The sequence below is a fragment of the Agromyces protaetiae genome, assembly GCF_030866785.1.
Taxonomy (GTDB): Bacteria; Actinomycetota; Actinomycetes; order Actinomycetales; family Microbacteriaceae; genus Agromyces; species Agromyces silvae.
The window spans coordinates 1526276-1544143 of the sequence record NZ_CP133018.1; the positions used below are offsets into that span (position 1 = coordinate 1526276).

15 protein-coding genes and 2 pseudogenes are annotated in these 17868 nt (G+C 65.8%); 12 read left to right on the forward strand and 5 right to left on the reverse strand.

Features of this window, described 5'->3' with window-relative positions:
* Nucleotides 1–52: 52 nt before the first annotated feature.
* The 7 genes and pseudogenes from QU602_RS07020 (at nt 53) to QU602_RS07050 (ending at nt 8528) form a co-directional block, all read left to right on the forward strand.
* Entirely contained in the window at nt 53–418 is a 366-nt protein-coding gene (locus tag QU602_RS07020; protein ID WP_308799533.1) for a YraN family protein, read from the forward strand.
* Nucleotides 418–669: pseudogene (locus tag QU602_RS07025) on the forward strand (magnesium chelatase domain-containing protein); the annotation flags it as partial. The gene QU602_RS07020 and the pseudogene QU602_RS07025, both read left to right, overlap by 1 nt.
* 148 nt (nt 670–817) lie before the next feature.
* Nucleotides 818–2476 carry a recombinase family protein gene (locus QU602_RS07030; protein ID WP_308799534.1) on the forward strand — a complete coding sequence of 553 codons (1659 nt, stop codon included), beginning with the start codon at nt 818–820 and terminating at the stop codon, nt 2474–2476.
* A 4-nt stretch (nt 2477–2480) separates the two neighbouring features.
* A complete protein-coding gene (locus QU602_RS07035; protein ID WP_308799535.1) occupies nt 2481–3140 on the forward strand; it encodes a GntR family transcriptional regulator in 660 nt (219 codons plus the stop codon).
* Between the two features lie 158 nt (nt 3141–3298).
* Nucleotides 3299–4237, forward strand: coding sequence for an AbiTii domain-containing protein (locus tag QU602_RS07040; RefSeq protein ID WP_308799536.1), 939 nt, complete (start codon nt 3299–3301; stop codon nt 4235–4237).
* Nucleotides 4238–4462: 225 nt separating this feature from the next.
* Entirely contained in the window at nt 4463–8086 is a 3624-nt protein-coding gene (locus QU602_RS07045; protein ID WP_308799537.1) for a hypothetical protein, read from the forward strand.
* Nucleotides 8087–8348: 262 nt separating this feature from the next.
* Nucleotides 8349–8528 (forward strand): hypothetical protein, encoded by a 180-nt coding sequence (locus QU602_RS07050; RefSeq protein WP_308799538.1) that lies wholly within the window; start codon nt 8349–8351, stop codon nt 8526–8528.
* A gap of 127 nt (nt 8529–8655) precedes the next feature.
* Here QU602_RS07050 and QU602_RS07055 read toward each other — a convergent pair whose 3' ends face one another.
* The 3 genes from QU602_RS07055 to QU602_RS07065 form a co-directional block, all read right to left on the reverse strand.
* Nucleotides 8656–9924 carry an AAA family ATPase gene (locus QU602_RS07055; RefSeq protein ID WP_308799540.1) on the reverse strand — a complete coding sequence of 423 codons (1269 nt, stop codon included), beginning with the start codon at nt 9922–9924 and terminating at the stop codon, nt 8656–8658.
* Between the two features lie 384 nt (nt 9925–10308).
* Entirely contained in the window at nt 10309–10602 is a 294-nt protein-coding gene (locus tag QU602_RS07060) for a hypothetical protein (protein ID WP_308799541.1), read from the reverse strand.
* 401 nt (nt 10603–11003) lie between these two features.
* Complete coding sequence (locus QU602_RS07065) at nt 11004–11195, reverse strand: hypothetical protein (protein ID WP_308799543.1); 192 nt, start codon at nt 11193–11195, stop codon at nt 11004–11006.
* Nucleotides 11196–11302: 107 nt separating this feature from the next.
* Between QU602_RS07065 and QU602_RS07070 the strand changes: the two genes are divergently transcribed.
* From QU602_RS07070 to QU602_RS07080, 3 genes are all read left to right on the forward strand, one after another.
* Complete coding sequence (locus tag QU602_RS07070) at nt 11303–11521, forward strand: helix-turn-helix domain-containing protein (protein ID WP_308799544.1); 219 nt, start codon at nt 11303–11305, stop codon at nt 11519–11521.
* A 306-nt stretch (nt 11522–11827) separates the two neighbouring features.
* Nucleotides 11828–12232, forward strand: coding sequence for a hypothetical protein (locus QU602_RS07075; RefSeq protein WP_308799545.1), 405 nt, complete (start codon nt 11828–11830; stop codon nt 12230–12232).
* Nucleotides 12233–12383: 151 nt separating this feature from the next.
* Nucleotides 12384–13298, forward strand: a complete 915-nt coding sequence (locus QU602_RS07080; protein ID WP_308799546.1) for a hypothetical protein — start codon at nt 12384–12386, stop codon at nt 13296–13298.
* 62 nt (nt 13299–13360) lie between these two features.
* On the opposite strand, the gene QU602_RS07085 is transcribed toward QU602_RS07080, so the two are convergent.
* Nucleotides 13361–13672: a hypothetical protein gene (locus QU602_RS07085; protein ID WP_308799547.1), complete on the reverse strand. Its 312-nt coding sequence runs from the start codon at nt 13670–13672 to the stop codon at nt 13361–13363.
* Nucleotides 13673–13736: 64 nt separating this feature from the next.
* On the reverse strand, nt 13737–15191 hold the full coding sequence (locus tag QU602_RS07090; RefSeq protein ID WP_308799548.1) for a recombinase family protein: 1455 nt from the start codon (nt 15189–15191) through the stop codon (nt 13737–13739).
* A gap of 13 nt (nt 15192–15204) precedes the next feature.
* Here QU602_RS07090 and QU602_RS07095 point away from each other — a divergent pair.
* A pseudogene (locus QU602_RS07095) lies at nt 15205–16551 on the forward strand (YifB family Mg chelatase-like AAA ATPase); the annotation flags it as partial.
* Nucleotides 16548–17807: a DNA-processing protein DprA gene (dprA, locus tag QU602_RS07100; RefSeq protein ID WP_308799549.1), complete on the forward strand. Its 1260-nt coding sequence runs from the start codon at nt 16548–16550 to the stop codon at nt 17805–17807. The pseudogene QU602_RS07095 and the gene dprA, both read left to right, overlap by 4 nt.
* Nucleotides 17808–17868: the final 61 nt, after the last annotated feature.

Below are 17868 nucleotides of genomic sequence, written 5' to 3' on the forward strand. Positions count from 1 at the left end.
CACCGTGTGCGGGCACGCCGGTCCGCGACCCTGGTCGCGGAGGTGGTGCCCGATGGCACACAACACAGAGCTCGGCCGGCTCGGGGAGGACCTCGCCGCGGCGTTCCTCGAAGGTCGGGGCATGCAGATCGTGGCGCGCAACTGGCGCTGCCAGCACGGTGAGATCGACCTCGTCGCGAGAGACGGCCGCGACACCGTCGTCGTTGAGGTGAAGACCCGGCGGAGCGATGCGTTCGGGCACCCGTTCGAGGCGATCACGCCGCAGAAACTGGGACGGCTGCGTCGCCTGGCCGCCGCATGGTGCCGGCGCGACGACGGGCCGTCGACGCCGATCGGCGGGGTCCGCATCGACGCGGTCGCGGTGCTCGTGCCCGACGAACTGCCCGCGGTGATCGATCACCTCGAGGGGGTGCAGTGATGCCGGTCGGTCGCACGAGGTCGGTCGCGCTCCTCGGGCTGGCGGGCTCGATCGTCGAGGTCGAGGCCGACATCTCGAGTCAGCTGCCGGCGTTTGTCATCGTCGGCCTGCCCGACGCCGCGCTCTCCCAAGCGCGCGACCGCGTGCGGTCGGCGGCGACCAACGCCGGGTGCCCGTTGCCGCAGCGGCGGGTGACGGTCAACCTCTCGCCGGCCTCGCTGCCCAAGCAGGGTTCCGCGTTCGACCTCTCGAAACCAAGGAGTTTACATATTTCAGCTCTTGGGCGACAACGGGGGCAGCTCGCCTCCGTGGTTACAGAGAGGGATGGCGCGAACTCCGAACGATATGCCTTCGTCGCCCCGCCTCCTTCCGTTCACTTGTGTCGGCCAAGATGACCGCGTGACGCGCGTGGCTCTATATTTGCGGCAGTCCTCCGACCCTCAGGGCACCGAACTCGCGGTGGATCGGCAGCGCGTGAACTGTTTAGCACGCGCTGCCGCCAAAGGATGGTCAGTCGACCCGACGCGTATCTACATCGACAACAACGTGTCGGCTACCAGTGCGCGAGAACGGCCCGCATACCAGCGCCTCATTGCAGACGTGATGAAGCGGGATGTCGACGTGGTAATCGCTTGGAACCTGGACCGCCTGACGAGAAAGCCGCGGGAGGTCGAGGACTGGATCGACTTGAACGAGAAGTTCGGCGTCAATCTCATGACCAGCGAGGGGACAGACCCCGTAGATATGTCTACAGAAGTCGGACGGTTAGTCTTGCGCATTACTGCTGCGGTCGCCCGCCAAGAAGTCGAGCGGAAGGGGCGGCGTCAGCGTGAGAGTAATGCGCAGGCCCGAGAACTCGGATATCCGCCGCATGGTACGCGCGCCTTCGGCTATACGGCCCGCAAACGAGACGCCAGATCAATCACTGCCCTACGGACCGGCGCTGACGGAAAGGAGTACTTGGACTACGGGTACAGCCCGATCCCGGACGAAGCCGAGGTGATTCGAGCCGGCTATGAGCTAGTGATCAAAGGCGAAACGCTGGGAGCAGTGGCGCGTGCCTGGAACGCAGCTGGTGTCTTGAACACGAGGGGGAATCGATGGGTGCCCACGACCGTCCTAGCTATCCTCACAAACCCCCGGTATGCCGGATACTCAGTTCCACCACGCGGGCAGCACGCGTGGCGTAAGTCGCTGTACCATCCGGAGGATCTCACCAAGCATCGGCGTGGAACATGGGAGCCGATTGTGGACGCCGCGACCTGGACCGCTACTCAATCTCTCATCCGAGACCTCTCCGCCAGGGACCTTCTCGGTACACCAAAACGTTGGCTGCTTTCCGGCATCGCGACGTGCGCAGCGGATGTCGAGGGCCTGGCATGTGGCGCGCCTATCATCGGCGGCGCGACCTATTCGAAAGTGCCGACCTACCGCTGTTCGGTAGCTGGCCATCTCATGCGCCGTGCCGACCTTGCCGAAGAACTGGTCGTTGCTGAGATCATGCAACTCGCCCTCGGTGCTGATGGCTTGTCCCTAGCGCAATTCGCGCCGGACCTCGCCCTGACGGCCCGAGAACGATCTCTGATGAAGTCTCTGCACGAAGTCAACGACGAATACGACGTGCTGGTGCGAACTGGAGTCCTGACTGAGACCGAGGGAGTGAAGAAAGCGCGCACACGCCGCGGACGACTACGTGCCGAATTGCTTGAGCTCCGTCGGGAGCTCCGCGGCCTGAGAGTCGACGCCCTCAACCTCCTCCTGCGGGCAGGTAAGCCCCGGCCCAGCGATGGGAAACCCTGGACCTCCGAGCTCCGAGTGAAAAAAGTATGGGCCGAACTGCCCCTCAGCGCGAAGCGACATGTTGTTCAGACGACCATGAAGGTTTCATTGTCCCCACCGGGCCGGGGGAACGGTCACCCTGGCCCGCGGCCCGAGGATCGTCTCGCCCTCGCCGCGAAGTCGGTGCACATCACGCTCAGGCAGATGCAACGCAGATCTGCCGTCGCCCCTGCGGGTTCACCTGATGAGGGACACACGCCCGGTGATTCGCTATATTGAGCGCATGAATACTACTGCGGCCTCGTTGGCGAAGGACATCTCCATCAGCACCAGTCGACAGACGGTAGGCGAGAACCTGTTCACCGAGCTACTCACTGCCATCCTCAATGGTCGGTTCGAACCAGGCGAGCGCATCAATGATGTCGCACTAGCTCGTGAGCTAGGGATCTCGCGCACTCCCGTCAGGGAAGCGCTGCAGAGACTGAGGACACTCGGCCTGGTTGAGGCCGAACCCAACCGCTTCACGCGTGTGGCAGTCGTCTCTGGGGATCAGGTCGCGGACAACTGGGTCGTTGTTCTCGCACTTGGTCGAGCGGTGATCGTTGAAGTGGGAGGTGCCGCGTCATCGAGAGCGCTTAAGGCGATGAAGCAAGAGGCCGCGACCTTCGAGAAAGCGCTCAAGAGCGGTAACGCCGAGGCGGCGGCGAGAGCGAATGTCAGCTTCTATGCTGCCTTGACCGAGCTGTCAGTGAATCGCGCGCTTCGCGAGGCGAGCGAGGCCGCTCAACACCTCGTGCGGCTCGGCTCGAAAGAGCTTCCCCCAGGTGTCGACTCGGATGCGCTCTTGCAAGCGCACTCCACGTTGCTCACTGCGCTTTCTGAGGGCGATGCAGGTAGCGCCGACGAGGCTCTCCAGCGAGCCCGAACGATCCTCACGCGGTAGTCGGGAACGAGCGCGGCCCTCCCTCGGACCGATTCACCCGGCCATTCGATCGCCTCATCTTGCGGCGGTCGCAACCAACGTTCCATCTCGGTGGTGACGGGACGCATTCGCAGTTGCGCCCATTCGAAAAGCGACCACATCGGACTTAGAGGAAGAAAATGAGCGACACACTGCTGAGATCACTGAGGAGCCGATTGCTGGATGAATCTGAGCCGTTGGCCGGTCTGCTCCGAAAATGCCTCCTCCTTGGAGCGGAGACTGGCTCCAGTGCTTTGCGGGAGTGGGCCCGCAACGAACTGAACGGCTACGGCGACTACGCTCAGGTTCCCGCTTTCAGGCGTGTGCCAGTTCCTGTGATCAAGATGAACTCAATCAGCGGTTACAACGTCGTGACTGGTCAGGCGCTCACCCGGTTCGAGCTCCCCACGCAGGCAGAGAAGCTCCTACCAGAGGAGATCGAACTTCGTCAGCCGGTCGAGGAACTAGAGACCATCGCATCCTCACCGACCTATAGCTTTACCAGTGGCAGCCTCGCGCACGCCCAAGCGCTCTGGAACCAGGAGTTGTCCGAGTTCCAGCAGGTCACAGCGCTTTATTTCGAGATGTCCGGTGCCGTGCTTTCGGGCGTGCTGGGAAAGATCCGGACTCAGCTATTGGATGTCGTCGCTGACCTCACCGCAGATACGCCTCTAGCCGAGGTGCCAGGAAAAGAGCAGGTCGACGCGGCGGTGGGACAGCATATCGGCACGCAATACGTCACGACGATTCATGCAGTGCATGGACCGACCGCGATCGGCTCGAATGCGCGGTCAAGTAGCGACGGATTCAGCATCGACGATGTAGTCCGGCTTCTCGACGCCGTTCGCGAAGGGGCAGGAGAAGTCGGTGACGAGCAAATCCGCTCAGAGCTGCTCGAGGCGCTTGAGGACCTTCGTGCGGAGGTGCGAAGTGCGGCACCGGACACGGGTGCAATCGTCAAGAAAGCCGGGCGACTACGAGCCGCGGCCGCGAACATCGGATTGCCTGCGATCAGCGCGGCGGTTGGCGGGGCTGTAGAAGCACTTACTTCGCTCGCGGTGGGCGGTGCGTTCGGGTAGTGACTGCGGTCAGCGTGAGGGCTGATCCGAGACCGACAAACGATGTCGCCGATCTAGATCTGCGCCAGGGAGGGCTGCAATATGGCACATGGCTCGCGGCCACCGCACTTGGTGGATGCAACAGACTTGGAGAGATGGGCGGACCAGCGCTCGGCGCAGTCAGACCTTCCGCGGCTTATACGACGGCTGATACGCCACGAGAACGATCAAGTCCAGCGAGTCGAAATGCGAGGCGGGGAAGGCGTCGGTCTTCCCGGATATGACGGGATCGTCGAGGCGACGCGATCGACCGCGTTTGTGCCGGAAGGCGTGAGCGTATGGGAGATGGGGACCAGTGATGACCCTGCGGGCAAGGCGACGGAGGACTACAAGACGCGAAGTGCCAACTCCCTCGGTATCGACATGGCGACAACTACGTTTGTGTTCGTCACGCCGCGGCGCTGGCGTGGCAAGAAAAACTGGGAGCAAAAGCGCCGCGATGAGGGCAAATGGCGGGATGTCCGAGCCCTGGATGCCGACGACATCGAGCAAGCTCTCGAAGAGTCCGCGGCAGTACGGATCTGGATGTCGGAGCTTCTCGACATGCCCGCACTGGGTGTCGCAACGATCGAGGACTGGTGGCGGCGTTTTGCCAGCGGGTTCGATCCAAGGCTGACATCGCGGGTGGTTCTCGCGGGGCGCGAGGACAGTGCGGCGGAGCTTCTGAGGCGGTTGGCTGTGGACATCGGGCAGACGTTCATAGGAGCGGCCAGCGTCGACGACGGCCTAGCGTTCGCGGCGTGCGCAATGATGGCACAAGACGCAGACGCGTCTGAGCCCATGTTGTCTCGCTCTTTGCTGGTGCACGACGGCGCCACTCTCCGGCGGCTCGACGGTACATCAAGCTTGCTCATCCTTCTTCCGTATGAGGAGCATCTGCAACGCGAAGCCAATCTCATAGAGAACCATCATGTTGTTTTCGTGGTGACGGACGGCGACGCGGACATCGAGCTTCCTCCACTCGACCATCTCACTCTCCGTGTTGCTCTCAAGGACGTCGGAGTTCTCGAGGAGAATCTGGATAGGTTCGTTCGCGCCGGCACAAAGAGCTTGCTCGCGCTCCAGAGAGTGGCGAGAAGATTCGGGCAAATCGACCCAGAGCAATGGGCTCAGGACCTCGCGAACCCTGCCATACGACGCGCGTGGCTGGCAGGGGCGTGGAATCACCATAGAAGCGGCGATGTCGACGTGCTCGAGACCCTGACCGGCGCAAGTCAGCAGTCTCTCGTGGAGCAGCTGGAAACGGTAATCCGCCAGCCGGACCCGATGTTCACGCGAGTAGGGGCGACCTGGGCAGTCGCAGCCCCAGAGGATTCCTGGCGAACCGCGCGACTCAGCATCCGGGACGCCGATCTTAGAGAGCTCGAGCGAGGGGTGCAGACAGTCCTCGGTGCAGTGGACCCACGCCTCGAGCTGCCGCCGGAGGACCGCTGGAGCGCAGCGATCTACGGAAAAACGCGAGTGCATTCGACAGACCTCCGTGGCGGGCTCGCTCGATCCCTAGCACTCCTCGGCAGTTGGGGAGATGAGGTCCGAGTCGCGGGTGGTCGGTCCGCTCGACAATGGGCGGAAGGCGTCGTCTGGAAGCTAGTGTCCCGAGCTAACGAGGACGCTTCTGCACAGCTTTGGGAGTCAATGAGCGACATCTTGCCGCTGCTCGCCGAGGCCGCGCCCGATGTCTTCCTTCGCGCTGTGGCCGATGCGACCTCCGGCGTTGAACCGCTCGCTCGGAACTTCTTTCACGATTACACGGACGCGTGGCAGGTGAGTAGTCCGCACACAGGGCTTCTCTGGGCCCTCGAATCTGTTGCTTGGTCGAGCCGACATCTAGGCTTCGCCGCAGAAGTGCTTGCGGCCCTGGCAGAGATCGACCCGGGCGGCAAGCTGAGCAACCGTCCTGTGGGGAGCCTGAGAGGCATCTTCCGGCCATGGCTACCTCAGACTGCTGCGCCACTGGATAGCCGACTGTTGGTGATCGATGCACTCCTGCATCGACATGAAGAGGTGGCGTGGGAGCTGCTACTTGACCTGCTGCCGGGGCCTTCCGAGGTGGCGATGCCGTCGCAGAAGCCAAGGTTCCGCGATTGGGCAGACGGAGCAGATCAAGAAACTACGTATGGCGAGATCCGAAGGTTCGTCGACGCCATTTCCGAACGCATCATTGATCGAGCGGCTGAAGATCCCCACCGCTGGTCGCAGGTCGTTGGCGTCTTCAATCGCTTGCCCGACGATGGACGGCGATCGGTGCTCGCAGGAGTCGCGGAACTGAAGCGGGGCGAACTGGAACCGGCTGGTGTCAGGCAGCTCTGGGACGCGATAGATGGATTCATCCGGAGGAATCGTCGGTTCCCTGACTCGGGATGGTCGCTCTCCGAGGACTGGCTGGCGCTCCTGGAAGCTGCTGCTGCTGAACTTGCGCCTTCAACGCCCACCGAGCGGTTTCGATGGCTCTTCGACGATTGGATGCCCGATCTCGGTATGTCGACGGGGGATGATTACGCCGCATATCACCGGGAGATTGAACGGGCACGCGAGGACGGGATCAAGCGCATCATTGATGCTCAAGGTTTCGCGGCGGCCCGTCAGTTCGCCAGCGAAGTGGCGCTACCATCGGCGGTCGGCTTTGCGGCCGCGCGTGTTGACCAAGAGCACGATGCCGACGCACTGAATGATCTCGACAGCGCGGACGCGAATCGTGCCGCATTCGCGGATGCGTTCGCACGCGCGCGGTTCGGAGGTCGAATGGAAGAGCTTGCGCCGTGGATCGACGCTCTCGAAGGGCGCCCGCTAGCCCAGGCACGTTTGTTGCAGACAAGTGAAAACGTCAAACTTGCCTGGGAGACGGTGTCTGAACGCGGCGGTGCTCTTGACGCCGCCTATTGGCAGGAGTTCGTGCCCTACGGGCGCGGCGCCGATTTTCCGCACGCGAACGAGGCCGCGCGCCAACTTCTGCTCCACGATCGAGCGGCGATGGCGGTCCACACTCTTAGCTTGTTCGCGGAGCGCCTCGAGAGCGATCTCGAAGTCCAGCTTGTACTCGACGCGCTCACCCAGTTCGGGGCTGGTGACCAAGACGCCGCCCGCGTCTCTGAGCACGATCTGACGCGGCTTCTAGCGGGTTTGCGTTCCCGCGGGGTCGATGAAACAGAGATCGCTCGCCTGGAGTGGAAGTTCCTTCCTGCCCTGAATTATGAGGACGATGCGCCATCGCTTCAACAGCTCCTCGCCAAAGATCCGCAGGTGTTCGTGCAGCTAGTCGGGCTCGTATTCAGATCCACCGGATCTGACTCTGATGAGGAACGGGAAGTTGACTCCACGATCGCATCAAACGCGTTCCGTCTGCTGAAGGCCTGGCGCGTGGTTCCGGGCACCACGTCCGATGGTGCAATCGATTCCGATGTGCTGCAGGAGTGGATTAAGACTGCTCGTGCTGGTTTGGAGGAGCAGGAGCGCCTCGAGGTGGGCGAGTTGCAGATTGGAGAGGTGCTTGCACACGCTCCCACGGATCCGGATGGAACTTTTCCGGCTCGTGCAGTTAGAGATTTGCTGGAAGGCGCCCCAAATGATCGTCTGGAGCGAGGCTTCGTGATCGGACTCCATAACATGCGCGGCGTTACATCCCGAGGTATGACTGAGGGTGGCCAGCAGGAGTTTGATCTAGCCAAGGACTACGACGCGCGGGCGGAGCGGATTGAAGCGACGCATCCACGAACGGCGGGTGCGCTGCGGCAGGTGGCGGAGAGCTACCGGCAGGAAGGCCGTCGAAACGATGAAGAGGCGCGCCGTTTCCTCGAGGGGCTCGAGTACTGAACGGTGGTTATGTGGAGGCGCGAACTTCGCTTCCTGGACGGTTGCGCCTCACCTTTAGACCCGCAGCTCGATTCATACCGGGAGCCTCCGTGCGCACCGGAAGGACATTACGGGTGGAACGTTGCGGGCAACGCTGGGAATCTCAGGCCTGATGATGTGTCCGCCGTAATGGCGACCGCCCCCTATGCGGTCAGCGTACTACAGCGAACAGCTGTTCGAATGTAGCGTAACTACAAGATCACTCGACCTTGAGGAGACCAAGATGGGCCAGATCACCGAGACTCCCGCGCGTCGCCCGGGGCAGCTGAGCCGTACCGCGCTAGCGACCCGATCGCTGCGCGCTGCCGAGCGGCTGACTGGCGATGCGCGTCGCGAAGCCCTGCGGCAGCACTTCGCCGAGTTCGTTACGCGCCGTCGGACCTGCGAGATTCGTCAGGCGTGACGGGTGTTTGGATGTCAGATCGGACGTCAACATTCGTTCTGACGGGTGTCGGGTGTCGGGTGTCTATAGGGGTGGGGTGTCCAAGACACCCCAACACCCCGTATAGACACCCGACATTTGCCTGGCATCAGTCGATCGGAGCGACCTCTGCGAGCCACCAGCGGATGCCGCGAGCGCGGCCCTTGAGCTGGACCGCTTTGGCGATGACCTCGCCCGACTCCTTCATGGCGCTGAGCACCTTCCGATTCGCGACGCCCTCGGGTCCGTCACCGGTGAGGGTAGTGGTGAGCACTCCCTCGCGTCCTGCCTCGCGGAGCATCGCTCGCATCGGCTCCGCGCGGCCGTGCTGTTCCTCCTCGCGACCCTCCTCCCTCGTTACTTGCTCGCGCTGTGCTGCCGCCTGCCGATCGAGCCTCGGCAAACCGTCCTCACCCATCCGAACGCGGGTCTTCGGGAACGCCACGCCGCCGAACCTCGACACCACCGAGAAGAACCGCGCGGCTGCGCCGCTGTCGGGATTCGCGGAGTCGTAAGACCAGAGCCCGTCCGGGCCTGCAGCCGACTCGGTGCCCCCCATCGGATGCCCGCCGGTGATCGGACTGTGTGCGACGATCAGCGACGAGGGAATCTCCGTGGCCTTCATCAGCCGCTTCCACGCCGCGAACCAGAGCCCGTAGTGATCCGTGCTCTTACCGACTGCCGCCAGGACTGCCGTGAGTCCGTCCACGATGACGACGGACGGCGACCAGTAGTCGCCTTCGTTGCATCCGTCGTCGCACTCCATGAGCCAGCTCAGCCAGAGGTCGAACTTGTCGGGATCCGTTACATCGAGCACGCCCGGCCCGCCCGCGTGTTCGTCGAGGTGGATGACTTCGAGCCACGGCGATTTGAGGTCGATTCCCATCGCCGAGAGCCCGGCCTCGTAGGCGCTCGGCTCGATCTCCGCGTTGAGCACCACGACATAAAGATCGTTCCCATGCCTGGGGTCGACCTGTCGATCGACCGGCGCGAAGTGCCCGAGGAACTGCCGCCGGGGCGTCGTCAGCGCGCCGATGAGGTCGGCAACGGCAGTGGACTTTCCGGCCTTCGCGTTGCCGCTCAGCATGGGATGCGTGCCGTGCTGCCAGAGTCCGGGGATGAGCCAGCGCGGCGCCGTCCGAGGCCTTGCGCGCGGGAGCCCTCCGGTCGCGCCCGTCAGCAGCCGCAGCCGCACCATGCTCGCGACGCCCGGCGGCGCCTCGCGTCCGTTCGCGAGCTTGATGCGCCCCTCACGGCTGGCGCGGTCGCGGAACTCGAGCACGTCGTCATCGACTCCGACCCGCTCGGTCCAGTTGCTGTCCGGATGGAACGGGTCGTAGGTTCGACCCTCGTGCTCGATCACCACGCGCTCGCTCATCGGGCATTCCCCTTCCGGTCGTCCCAGCGCTTCGGTGCGCGCTTACTGAGCTTCGCCAGCTCGGCGGCGATCGCACGAGGCGGCATCGCCCTGGACGCGGCAGCTTCGATCAGCTCGCGGACGCGCCGTTCGCGGTGGCGACGCCAGTCGCTGCGGCAGCGGGTGCTGCAGTACACCCCGACCGGCTGGGGGCCGCTCACGGGGTGATAATGCCCACCGCACCACTGGCACTCGTACAGGGTCACCAGTCGATGCATCGGGGTCGGGCGCGGGCTCATTCCTGCGCTCCGCTCGCGATGCTCAGAAGCGCTGCCACACGGGCGGCCTGCGCATCGGTCAGCGGTGGCAGAGCGCTCACCATCTCGGCCGGCGTCGGCGCGGCGCTCACTGGTCGGCCTCCGTGGCGACTTCAGCCACGATGGGCAGTGCGACGACGCGACCCTTGCCGCGCAGGCGACCGTCACGCATCTTCGAGCGCGGCATGGTGCTCAGCTTTTCTTCGATCTCGTCGAGATCGAACAGCAGCTCACCGGCGCCACGACGGTACGCGACGATGTAGCCGCGACTGTGCCAGTTGTCGACGGTGCTCTCGGAGACCTCGAAGAAGCGGGCGGTTCTCGCACGCTCACGAAGGCGGCGGGCGGCGCCGCGAGGAGGAGTGGACTCGCTGGTAGACATGACAGATGTGTTCCTTTGATGGAATCGACATCCGTTCTGCTCACTGGTCGGCCAGGAGGGTGCCAGCAAGGTCCACGTCCCCGAGCAACTGAACGGTCCGTCCTCGGGGGAGGAGCGAATAGCGCCCATGTGGGCGAGGTATTCAGCGCTCCCGGTGCTTGGATTCTCCAAGACCTCCGGCTGAGCTAAGCCCGGTGGGAAGCGCCTACATTCGCTATCTCGACTTTAGCGGAGTGAGGTTCTGGAATCTACGCATCTGGGAAGCGCTCAGGCTCGATCTGCGAGGTTTCGGACTCATGGGAACCCCAGGGTTCAAGACTTGAATTCTGGGCGCTCTCCGGTCGGTTGGGAACGCGAACGCCCCGCCCTCGGACGAGGAGCGGGGCGCACGCCGCGAAGGGCTAACCCTCGTAGTCGGGGTTCGGCTTGCGGAAGGTCACCGTCGTTGCGCGAGAGAGCGCGGTCTTCGTCTCGCTCACGACTTCGTAGCCGTCGTTGAGCATCTTCTCCATGTACTTTCGGCCACCTCGGTCGGCCACGACGAAGTTCTTGACGACAACGAGGTACGGATCTCTCTTGTTCTTGCGTGCCAATGGTGTCTCCCTCGCTCGAAGGCATTCGCGATGACGCAGATCGCGGCACCGCAGGATGTGACTTATAGTCCGTGGACTCATCGTCAGCATAACGAGACGGTGAACGGATGCCCTCCGTTCCGACTCACCGTGCCGCGTTCGGCGCGCGAGTGCGCGAGCTGCGCACGGCTCGCGGGTGGTCGCAGGAGGAGTTCGCACATCGTGCCGATCTCGATCGCACGTACGTGAGCGGTGTCGAGCGCGGTGTGAGGAATCCCACACTCGATGTGATCAACCATCTGGCGAAGGCGCTCGGCGTTGATGTCATGGAGTTCTTCTCGCGTTAGCCGGTGACTTCTGCCGCGCAGCTCTCCACCGTCATTGTGCGCGTTTAACGCACTCGGGGTTCATCAGGCCTCAATTGACGGTGCGCTCGCTGTACGGCGCGCCAAGCCGCAATTCAAGTATGTCGTTGAGAGCCGATGCTGTACTTTTGCGCGCCCTGAGTCCCGCGGTGCGGATCGATGCGTGCTCACAAGCTGGGGACGGTAGTCAGGTTTGCATCGAGCTTTGCGTTTAAGAATTTCAAAACCGCAGAAGTGTCGGTGGTCCACGCTATGATGTGTAGTACCGATCGAACGTAGGAGGATCAGATGCCATTTGAGGTGTTCGACAAGCGCATGGCGCCGCTGGCGAAGGCGCCGAGTGTGACGATCCAGAAGCGCGGGATTTTCTCGATCAATCGGACCGCCCACAAGCTCATCAATGACGCCGAGACAATCGAGCTGCTGTACGACAAGGAGGCTCAGATCATCGCCCTGCGGCCTTCCAACGAACCGCACGCCTATGCAATCCGACCTCAGTCGGCGCGCGACACGGGTCAGATGATTCTGTCCGCGACTGCCTTCACGCAGTACTACGACATCGATACGAGCGTTAGCCGGCGATACAAGCCGTACGAACAGGACGGAATGCTCTGTATCGATCTCGCCGGTCCCAGTGCCGAGGTGCGTGGAAACCGAGCGAAGCAGGAAGGCTCCGATGACGACGAGCCCTAAAGACTTCTGGCCTGACCCCGTTGGCGCAGGATCAGGCCAGAACCGGCCCGAGGGCGCGGTGATGACTTGCTCTGTCATCTCCAGCGTATCGAAGATTCCAGAGACCGCCGGTCTCGCTTCTCCTCGGGCCATCATCCCGAAGGAGGGGCGAATGCCCGCCATCACCGATTACTACGGCATCTCCGGAGCCGTACCATTCGTCGACGTGGAGATCACGGCCGACAACCGCCTGTACGTCGACCCGCATGCGATTCGGCTGAGCAAGGGGCCGCAGCCTTTCGCGGCCGAGGCAGTCGAGTGCAGCGACACGTTCCTGCAGGAGGTTACCGCCTGCGTGATCAACGGTCCGGCCTTCCACCGACGAGGCGAAGACCTGCTCCAGCACTTCGTGGAGCCATGGGAAACCCGGCTCGGCATGTCCGAAGAGGGGTTCCACGGACATGGCGGGGCCGCGATCGTCGGACAGTGGATCTGGAAAACTCTCACGGATGACGTTGAGGCGCTCGTTCGTGTCGGAGTCCTCCGGCAGCTGGAGGATCTGCCGCTGTTCGTCGACGGGATTGACCGTGACATCACGTCCGACCTCACTACCCGTATCGTGTTCCATCCTCTCGCGAGGTTCACCGCAGCGATGGTCGCGGCGTACCCGGAGTTCACGGCCGGTGAGCACGTCGTGAAGGTGTTCCGGAAACAGGTCTGGAACCCCGAGCTTCGGGAGTGGGATGAGGTGGAAATTGCCCTTCCCGTGGCGGATGGCAAGCCGCTGCTGCTCGTGCCGAAGGGTTGGGCGCGACCCACGCTGCTGATGTCGGCGGGACGCTTCTACGAGACCAGCGTCTTGTCGTTCGCCCAGCTCGAACAGGCGGTCCTCTCCTCACGGGGCAAGCTGCTGAAGACGCCGAAGGACGAGCTCAAGAAGCAGGCCGGCCTCGGTCGCGGCCGGGCGACGAACCTTCGCGTGACGAAGCGAGCGTTCGATAGCGAGCAGGACCTCCTCGCGGTGTTCAAGTCGTTCGTCGCCTCCCGCCTCAAGAGGGCCGATAGCGACGGTGAGGCCGCCGCGTAGCGTGAGCGCAGGGTGCCGTCGTGCCGAATGGTGCGACGGCACCCCTGTTCTCTGGGGACAGGTCACGACTCCACATCATGCGGCTTGCGGTTGATCACCGTGCCGTTCTGCATGATCCAGTAGAGGTAGCCGTCGAGGTCGATCGAGCGGTAGGAGCCCCCGCGCCAGCGGCGGATGTAGTGGTAGTCGCGGATCAGCAGGTAGAGCCGCTCGTGCAAGGTCCCGAGACCTGCGCGCTGGGCGCGCTGGCGCACGGTGTACCAGTGCGGGATGTCGGCCATCGTCTTCGCGAAGGTCCACGTCGTGGCGGCGATGTACTCGCGCGCACTCTCGATCATCCAGTCGGGCGCGTCGGGGTGGTAGCGGTTCGGCATCGGTCTCCTCAGGTGCTCGGGCGGTGCCCGCATCCGCCTTGCGACGGAAGTCCTGAGGGCCGCGCTACTCGGCGGCGGTGGCTGGCGTGAGGCGCAGCCGGTCGGGCCTCCACGAGGTGCCGCGCAGCGCCTCGGGCCGGGGGAGCACTTCGACCCGGAGCACGGTGGCGAGCACAGCACGCTGCACGTCGATGGGCGCCGCGAGGAATGCCGCGCCTGGGTCGGCGGCTCCCGCGATGGGCGAGGCCGACGAGTGCTGCACCGCCTGCGCGAGGCGGGCGTCGATGTCCGCAATCTCCGCGGTCACGGCTTCGGTAGCCTTCTTCAGCTGACCCCCGGTGATGTCGCCAAGTGCGTAGTCGCGCTCGAACCCGGCGAGCCGTCCCTCGAGGGTGGTCCGGCGCTCGCGCTCGGCGCTCATGTCGGGAGCCTTCGGGCTCAGCGCCGCAATCACTCGTGGGTCGCGCACGAGCTCCGCCACGACGCCGCGCACGTAGTCGTCGGTCGGCTCCTGCAGCACCATCAGGTGCGCGGATCCGGTGCAGCGGTAGTGGTACTTCCGCTTGTGGTTCGGGCGCGACGTAGTGCCGCCGAACGCTGCCGAGCGGAGCACCGCGCCGCAGCCCTCGATGCCGCAGCGGTAGATGAACGAGCCGAGCCACTTCGTGTCGCTGCCCTTGTTTGTCCGCCGCGAGGGGTCCGTGAGCTTGGTGAAGAGCGCTCGCCACGTGTCCTCGTCCACGAGGGCAGGCCACTGCGCTCGTCCTCCGATCTCGAAGCCGGCGTGGCCGGCCGCGCCGCGCGCGATGAGCCCGGCATTCCTCGGACGGAGCAGCACGTCGCGTAGGGACATCTGCGTCCACTTCGCGCCGGTCGATGTCTTCATACCGCGCTCGTTCAACTCGCGCGCCACGGCGTTGACCGTGCGGCCCGCGAGCACGGCCGTGGTCGCCTCGCGCACCACGTCGGCCTCGGCCTTGTTGATGACCAGGCCGCCCTTCTCGTAGCCGTAGGGGCGACGTCCTCCGCGATACTTCCCGTCGGTGGCCATCTGCTCCTTGGCCCGCTTCGTGCGCTCGGCGACGCGCTCAGCCTCGGCGGTATCCACGTTTCCCTTGATGCGAGCGACCATCCGGCCGTCGGCGGTGCTCAGGTCGTCGTTGCCGGAGACGACGGTGGCGATCCTCGTGCGGTGCCGATCGTGCAGGTCGATCAGGTCCTCGAGCTCCCGCGGGCGCCGGGTCAGGCGGCTGTTGCTGTAGGCGAGGATCGCATCGATCTGGTCGGCACGCGCCGCCGCCAGCATCTCGGTGTACGCCGGACGGGCCTTCTGGCTTTTCGTGGAGGCGCTGATGTCGTTGTCGATGAACTCTTCGACCACCTCGTAGCCGAGGCTCTTCGCGAGCGCCCGGCAGTCGTCGATCTGGCGGCTTACACCCAGCTTCTCGCCCTCAGCGTCGCGGCTGATCCGCGCGTAGATCGCCGCTCGGGGGCGTTCTCGGGTTCCAAGCTTCGTCATATGTCTATTCTACGGTTTTGACCTCGCGATCGCGGTGGCCTGCCTCGCCGCCGCGGGGCTCGTCGATGCGGAGTCGGCCGCCGACGTCGTGCATCTCGGCGAGCTCGGGCTCGACGGGCGGGTGCGCCCGGTCGCGGGGGTGCTGCCCGCCGTGCTCGCGGCCTCGCGGGCGGGGCACCGTCGGGTCATGGTCCCCGCCGCGAACGCCGACGAGGCCGCGCTCGTGACGGGAGTCGAGGTGATCGCGGTCGGCTCGCTGCTCGAAGCCGCGTTACGGCACGGGGGCCGGTTCGACGAGCAGGCGCTCGAGAAGTATGCCGCAGCGCCCGGCGAGGTCGTCGATGGCTCGGTGAGCGCCCCGGCGCTCGCCGAGCCACCGGGTGATCTGGCCGACGTGAGCGGCAACCGCACGATCGTCGAGGCGATGCTGGTCGCGGCGGCGGGCGGGCACCACGCCTTCCTCGAGGGGCCACCCGGCGCGGGCAAGACCATGCTCGCGTCGCGGCTGCCCGGCATCCTGCCCGACCTCGGCACCGACGCCGCACTCGAGGTCGCCTCGCTCAGGTCGCTCGCGGGTCTGGCGCCGCCGTGCGGGCTCGATCTTCGCCCACCGTTCGAGGCGCCGCACCACACCGCGACGGCGGCGTCGATGGTGGGTGGCGGCAGCCGCGTGATCCGCCCGGGGGCCGCGGCGCGCGCGACGCACGGCGTGCTGTTCCTCGACGAGGCGCCCGAGTTCCCGGCGGCGGTCCTCGACTCGCTCAGGCAGCCGCTGGAGTCGGGCACCGTGAGCATCCACCGCGCGGGAGCCGTCGCGGTCTTCCCGGCCAGGTTCCAGCTCGTGCTCGCCTCGAACCCGTGTCCCTGCGGTGCCGAGCCCGCGGAGTGCGCCTGCCCGCCGAATGCGCGACGCCGATACCAGGCGCGACTCTCGGGGCCGCTGCGCGACCGGGTGGACGTGCGGTTGTGGGTGCCCCGCATCTCGACGCCGCCCGTGCCGGGGGAGGCGGGGAGTGCGCCAGGCACGCAAGGCGGGTCGCCGGCCGCGCTCACGTCGGAGGTGGCGAGAGGCATGGTGGCCGAGGCTCGCGCCGCCGCCGCGACCCGGCTCAGCGGGACGCCGTGGCGGACGAACGCCGACATGACCGGCCCGTGGCTCCGCGGTGCGGGCGGCCTGCATCCTGGCGGTCGCGCGACCGCGTCGCTCGACCGCGCGCTCGAGCGCGGCACGATCACCATGCGCGGATACGACCGCGTGCTGAAGGTCGCCTGGACCGTGGCCGACCTCGACGGCGCGAGCGTGCCGACGGCAGACCACGTGGGCCGCGCGCTCTTCTTCCGGCAGGGGATCTCGCAATGAGCACCGGGTTCGCAGCGCTCGCCGCGCGGCTCGCCGGGCCGCTCGCCGAGGTGCGAGGCGGTCTTGGGATCGATGCCGACGGCGGGGCCGATGCCGACGGAGGGGCCGATGCCGACGGCGGGGCCGAGGCGGCAGCGGCTGTCGTGCTCGGCGCCATCGCCGAGCCCGGCGACGGTGTGCTCGGGCGGCTCGTGGCGTTGCTCGGGCCGGTCGGGGCCGCCGAACTCGTCGTGAGCCGGCCGTCGACGCCGCACCTCGTGACGGTGTTCCGAGCTGCAGGCGAGTCGATCGACGGGCGCACGGCGCGGGCTGCCGTGGAGCGGTGGGTCCCACGGATCGATCCTTCGGCGATCGTCGCCGCCGCGATCCAGGCCGGGCGGGTCGGCGCGCGATTCCTCGTGCCGTCGGATCGCCTGTGGCCGAGGGCGGTCGACGATCTCGGCGACCACGCGCCGTTCGGGCTGTGGGTGCGCGGGCGCCCTGACGCGATCGCGCAGGCGGAGCGCTCGATCGCGCTGGTCGGTGCGCGTGCGGCGAGCGGCTATGGCGAGCTCGTCGCGGGCGAGTCGGCGACCGGTCTCAGCGACCGCGGGCTCGTCGTCGTCTCGGGCGGCGCCTACGGCATCGACGGGGCGGCGCATCGCGCGGTGCTCCGCCGCAAGGGCTCGACCGTGGCCTTCCTCGCGGGCGGCGTCGACCGGTTCTACCCGACAGGCCACGACCGCATGCTGACCGAGATCGCCGAGACCGGCGCCGTGCTCTCGGAGATGCCGTGCGGTGCGGCGCCCACGCGTTGGCGGTTCCTGCAACGCAACCGGCTGATCGCCGCATCGACCACGGCGACCGTCGTGCTCGAGGCCGGCCTTCGATCGGGTTCGCTGAACACCGCCGGCCACGCCGCTGCGCTCGGTCGCGCCCTCGGCGCGGTGCCCGGCCCCGTGACCAGCCCGTCGTCGGCGGGGTGCCATCGGCTGCTCCGCGAGTACGCCGCGGTGTGCGTGACCAACGCGGCGCAGATGGCCGAGCTCGTGACCGGCGAACCCGAGACGAGCGGCGCGGCGGCGGCCGAGCTCAGCCCCGAGGAGGTCCGCGTGCTCGACGCCCTCAGCGTACGGTCGCCGCGCGCCGTCGACGACGTCGCCCGCCGAGCGGGCCTGCCGCCCCGGCGGGTCATGAGCGTGCTCGGCGGCCTCGACGTCGCTGGTCGCGCCGCCCAGCGCGCCGGGGGATGGGTGGCCCGCTCGCGGCGTGAGTGATCCCGTCAGGAAGAGCGGGCGCGTCGGGAACACATGTGCGCCGCACCGCGGCGCGTGGGCG

Excerpts from the sequence above, each read along its gene's own strand:
- QU602_RS07020 (WP_308799533.1), top strand. The coding sequence starts at position 53 with ATGGCACACAACACAGAGCTCGGCCGGCTCGGGGAGGACCTCGCCGCG.
- QU602_RS07035 (WP_308799535.1), top strand. The coding sequence starts at position 2,481 with ATGAATACTACTGCGGCCTCGTTGGCGAAGGACATCTCCATCAGCACC.
- QU602_RS07040 (WP_308799536.1), top strand. The coding sequence starts at position 3,299 with ATGAGCGACACACTGCTGAGATCACTGAGGAGCCGATTGCTGGATGAA.
- QU602_RS07045 (WP_308799537.1), top strand. The coding sequence starts at position 4,463 with ATGCGAGGCGGGGAAGGCGTCGGTCTTCCCGGATATGACGGGATCGTC.
- QU602_RS07050 (WP_308799538.1), top strand. The coding sequence starts at position 8,349 with ATGGGCCAGATCACCGAGACTCCCGCGCGTCGCCCGGGGCAGCTGAGC.
- QU602_RS07055 (WP_308799540.1), bottom strand. The coding sequence starts at position 9,924 with ATGAGCGAGCGCGTGGTGATCGAGCACGAGGGTCGAACCTACGACCCG.
- QU602_RS07060 (WP_308799541.1), bottom strand. The coding sequence starts at position 10,602 with ATGTCTACCAGCGAGTCCACTCCTCCTCGCGGCGCCGCCCGCCGCCTT.
- QU602_RS07070 (WP_308799544.1), top strand. The coding sequence starts at position 11,303 with ATGCCCTCCGTTCCGACTCACCGTGCCGCGTTCGGCGCGCGAGTGCGC.
- QU602_RS07075 (WP_308799545.1), top strand. The coding sequence starts at position 11,828 with ATGCCATTTGAGGTGTTCGACAAGCGCATGGCGCCGCTGGCGAAGGCG.
- QU602_RS07080 (WP_308799546.1), top strand. The coding sequence starts at position 12,384 with ATGCCCGCCATCACCGATTACTACGGCATCTCCGGAGCCGTACCATTC.
- QU602_RS07085 (WP_308799547.1), bottom strand. The coding sequence starts at position 13,672 with ATGCCGAACCGCTACCACCCCGACGCGCCCGACTGGATGATCGAGAGT.
- QU602_RS07090 (WP_308799548.1), bottom strand. The coding sequence starts at position 15,191 with ATGACGAAGCTTGGAACCCGAGAACGCCCCCGAGCGGCGATCTACGCG.
- dprA (WP_308799549.1), top strand. The coding sequence starts at position 16,548 with ATGAGCACCGGGTTCGCAGCGCTCGCCGCGCGGCTCGCCGGGCCGCTC.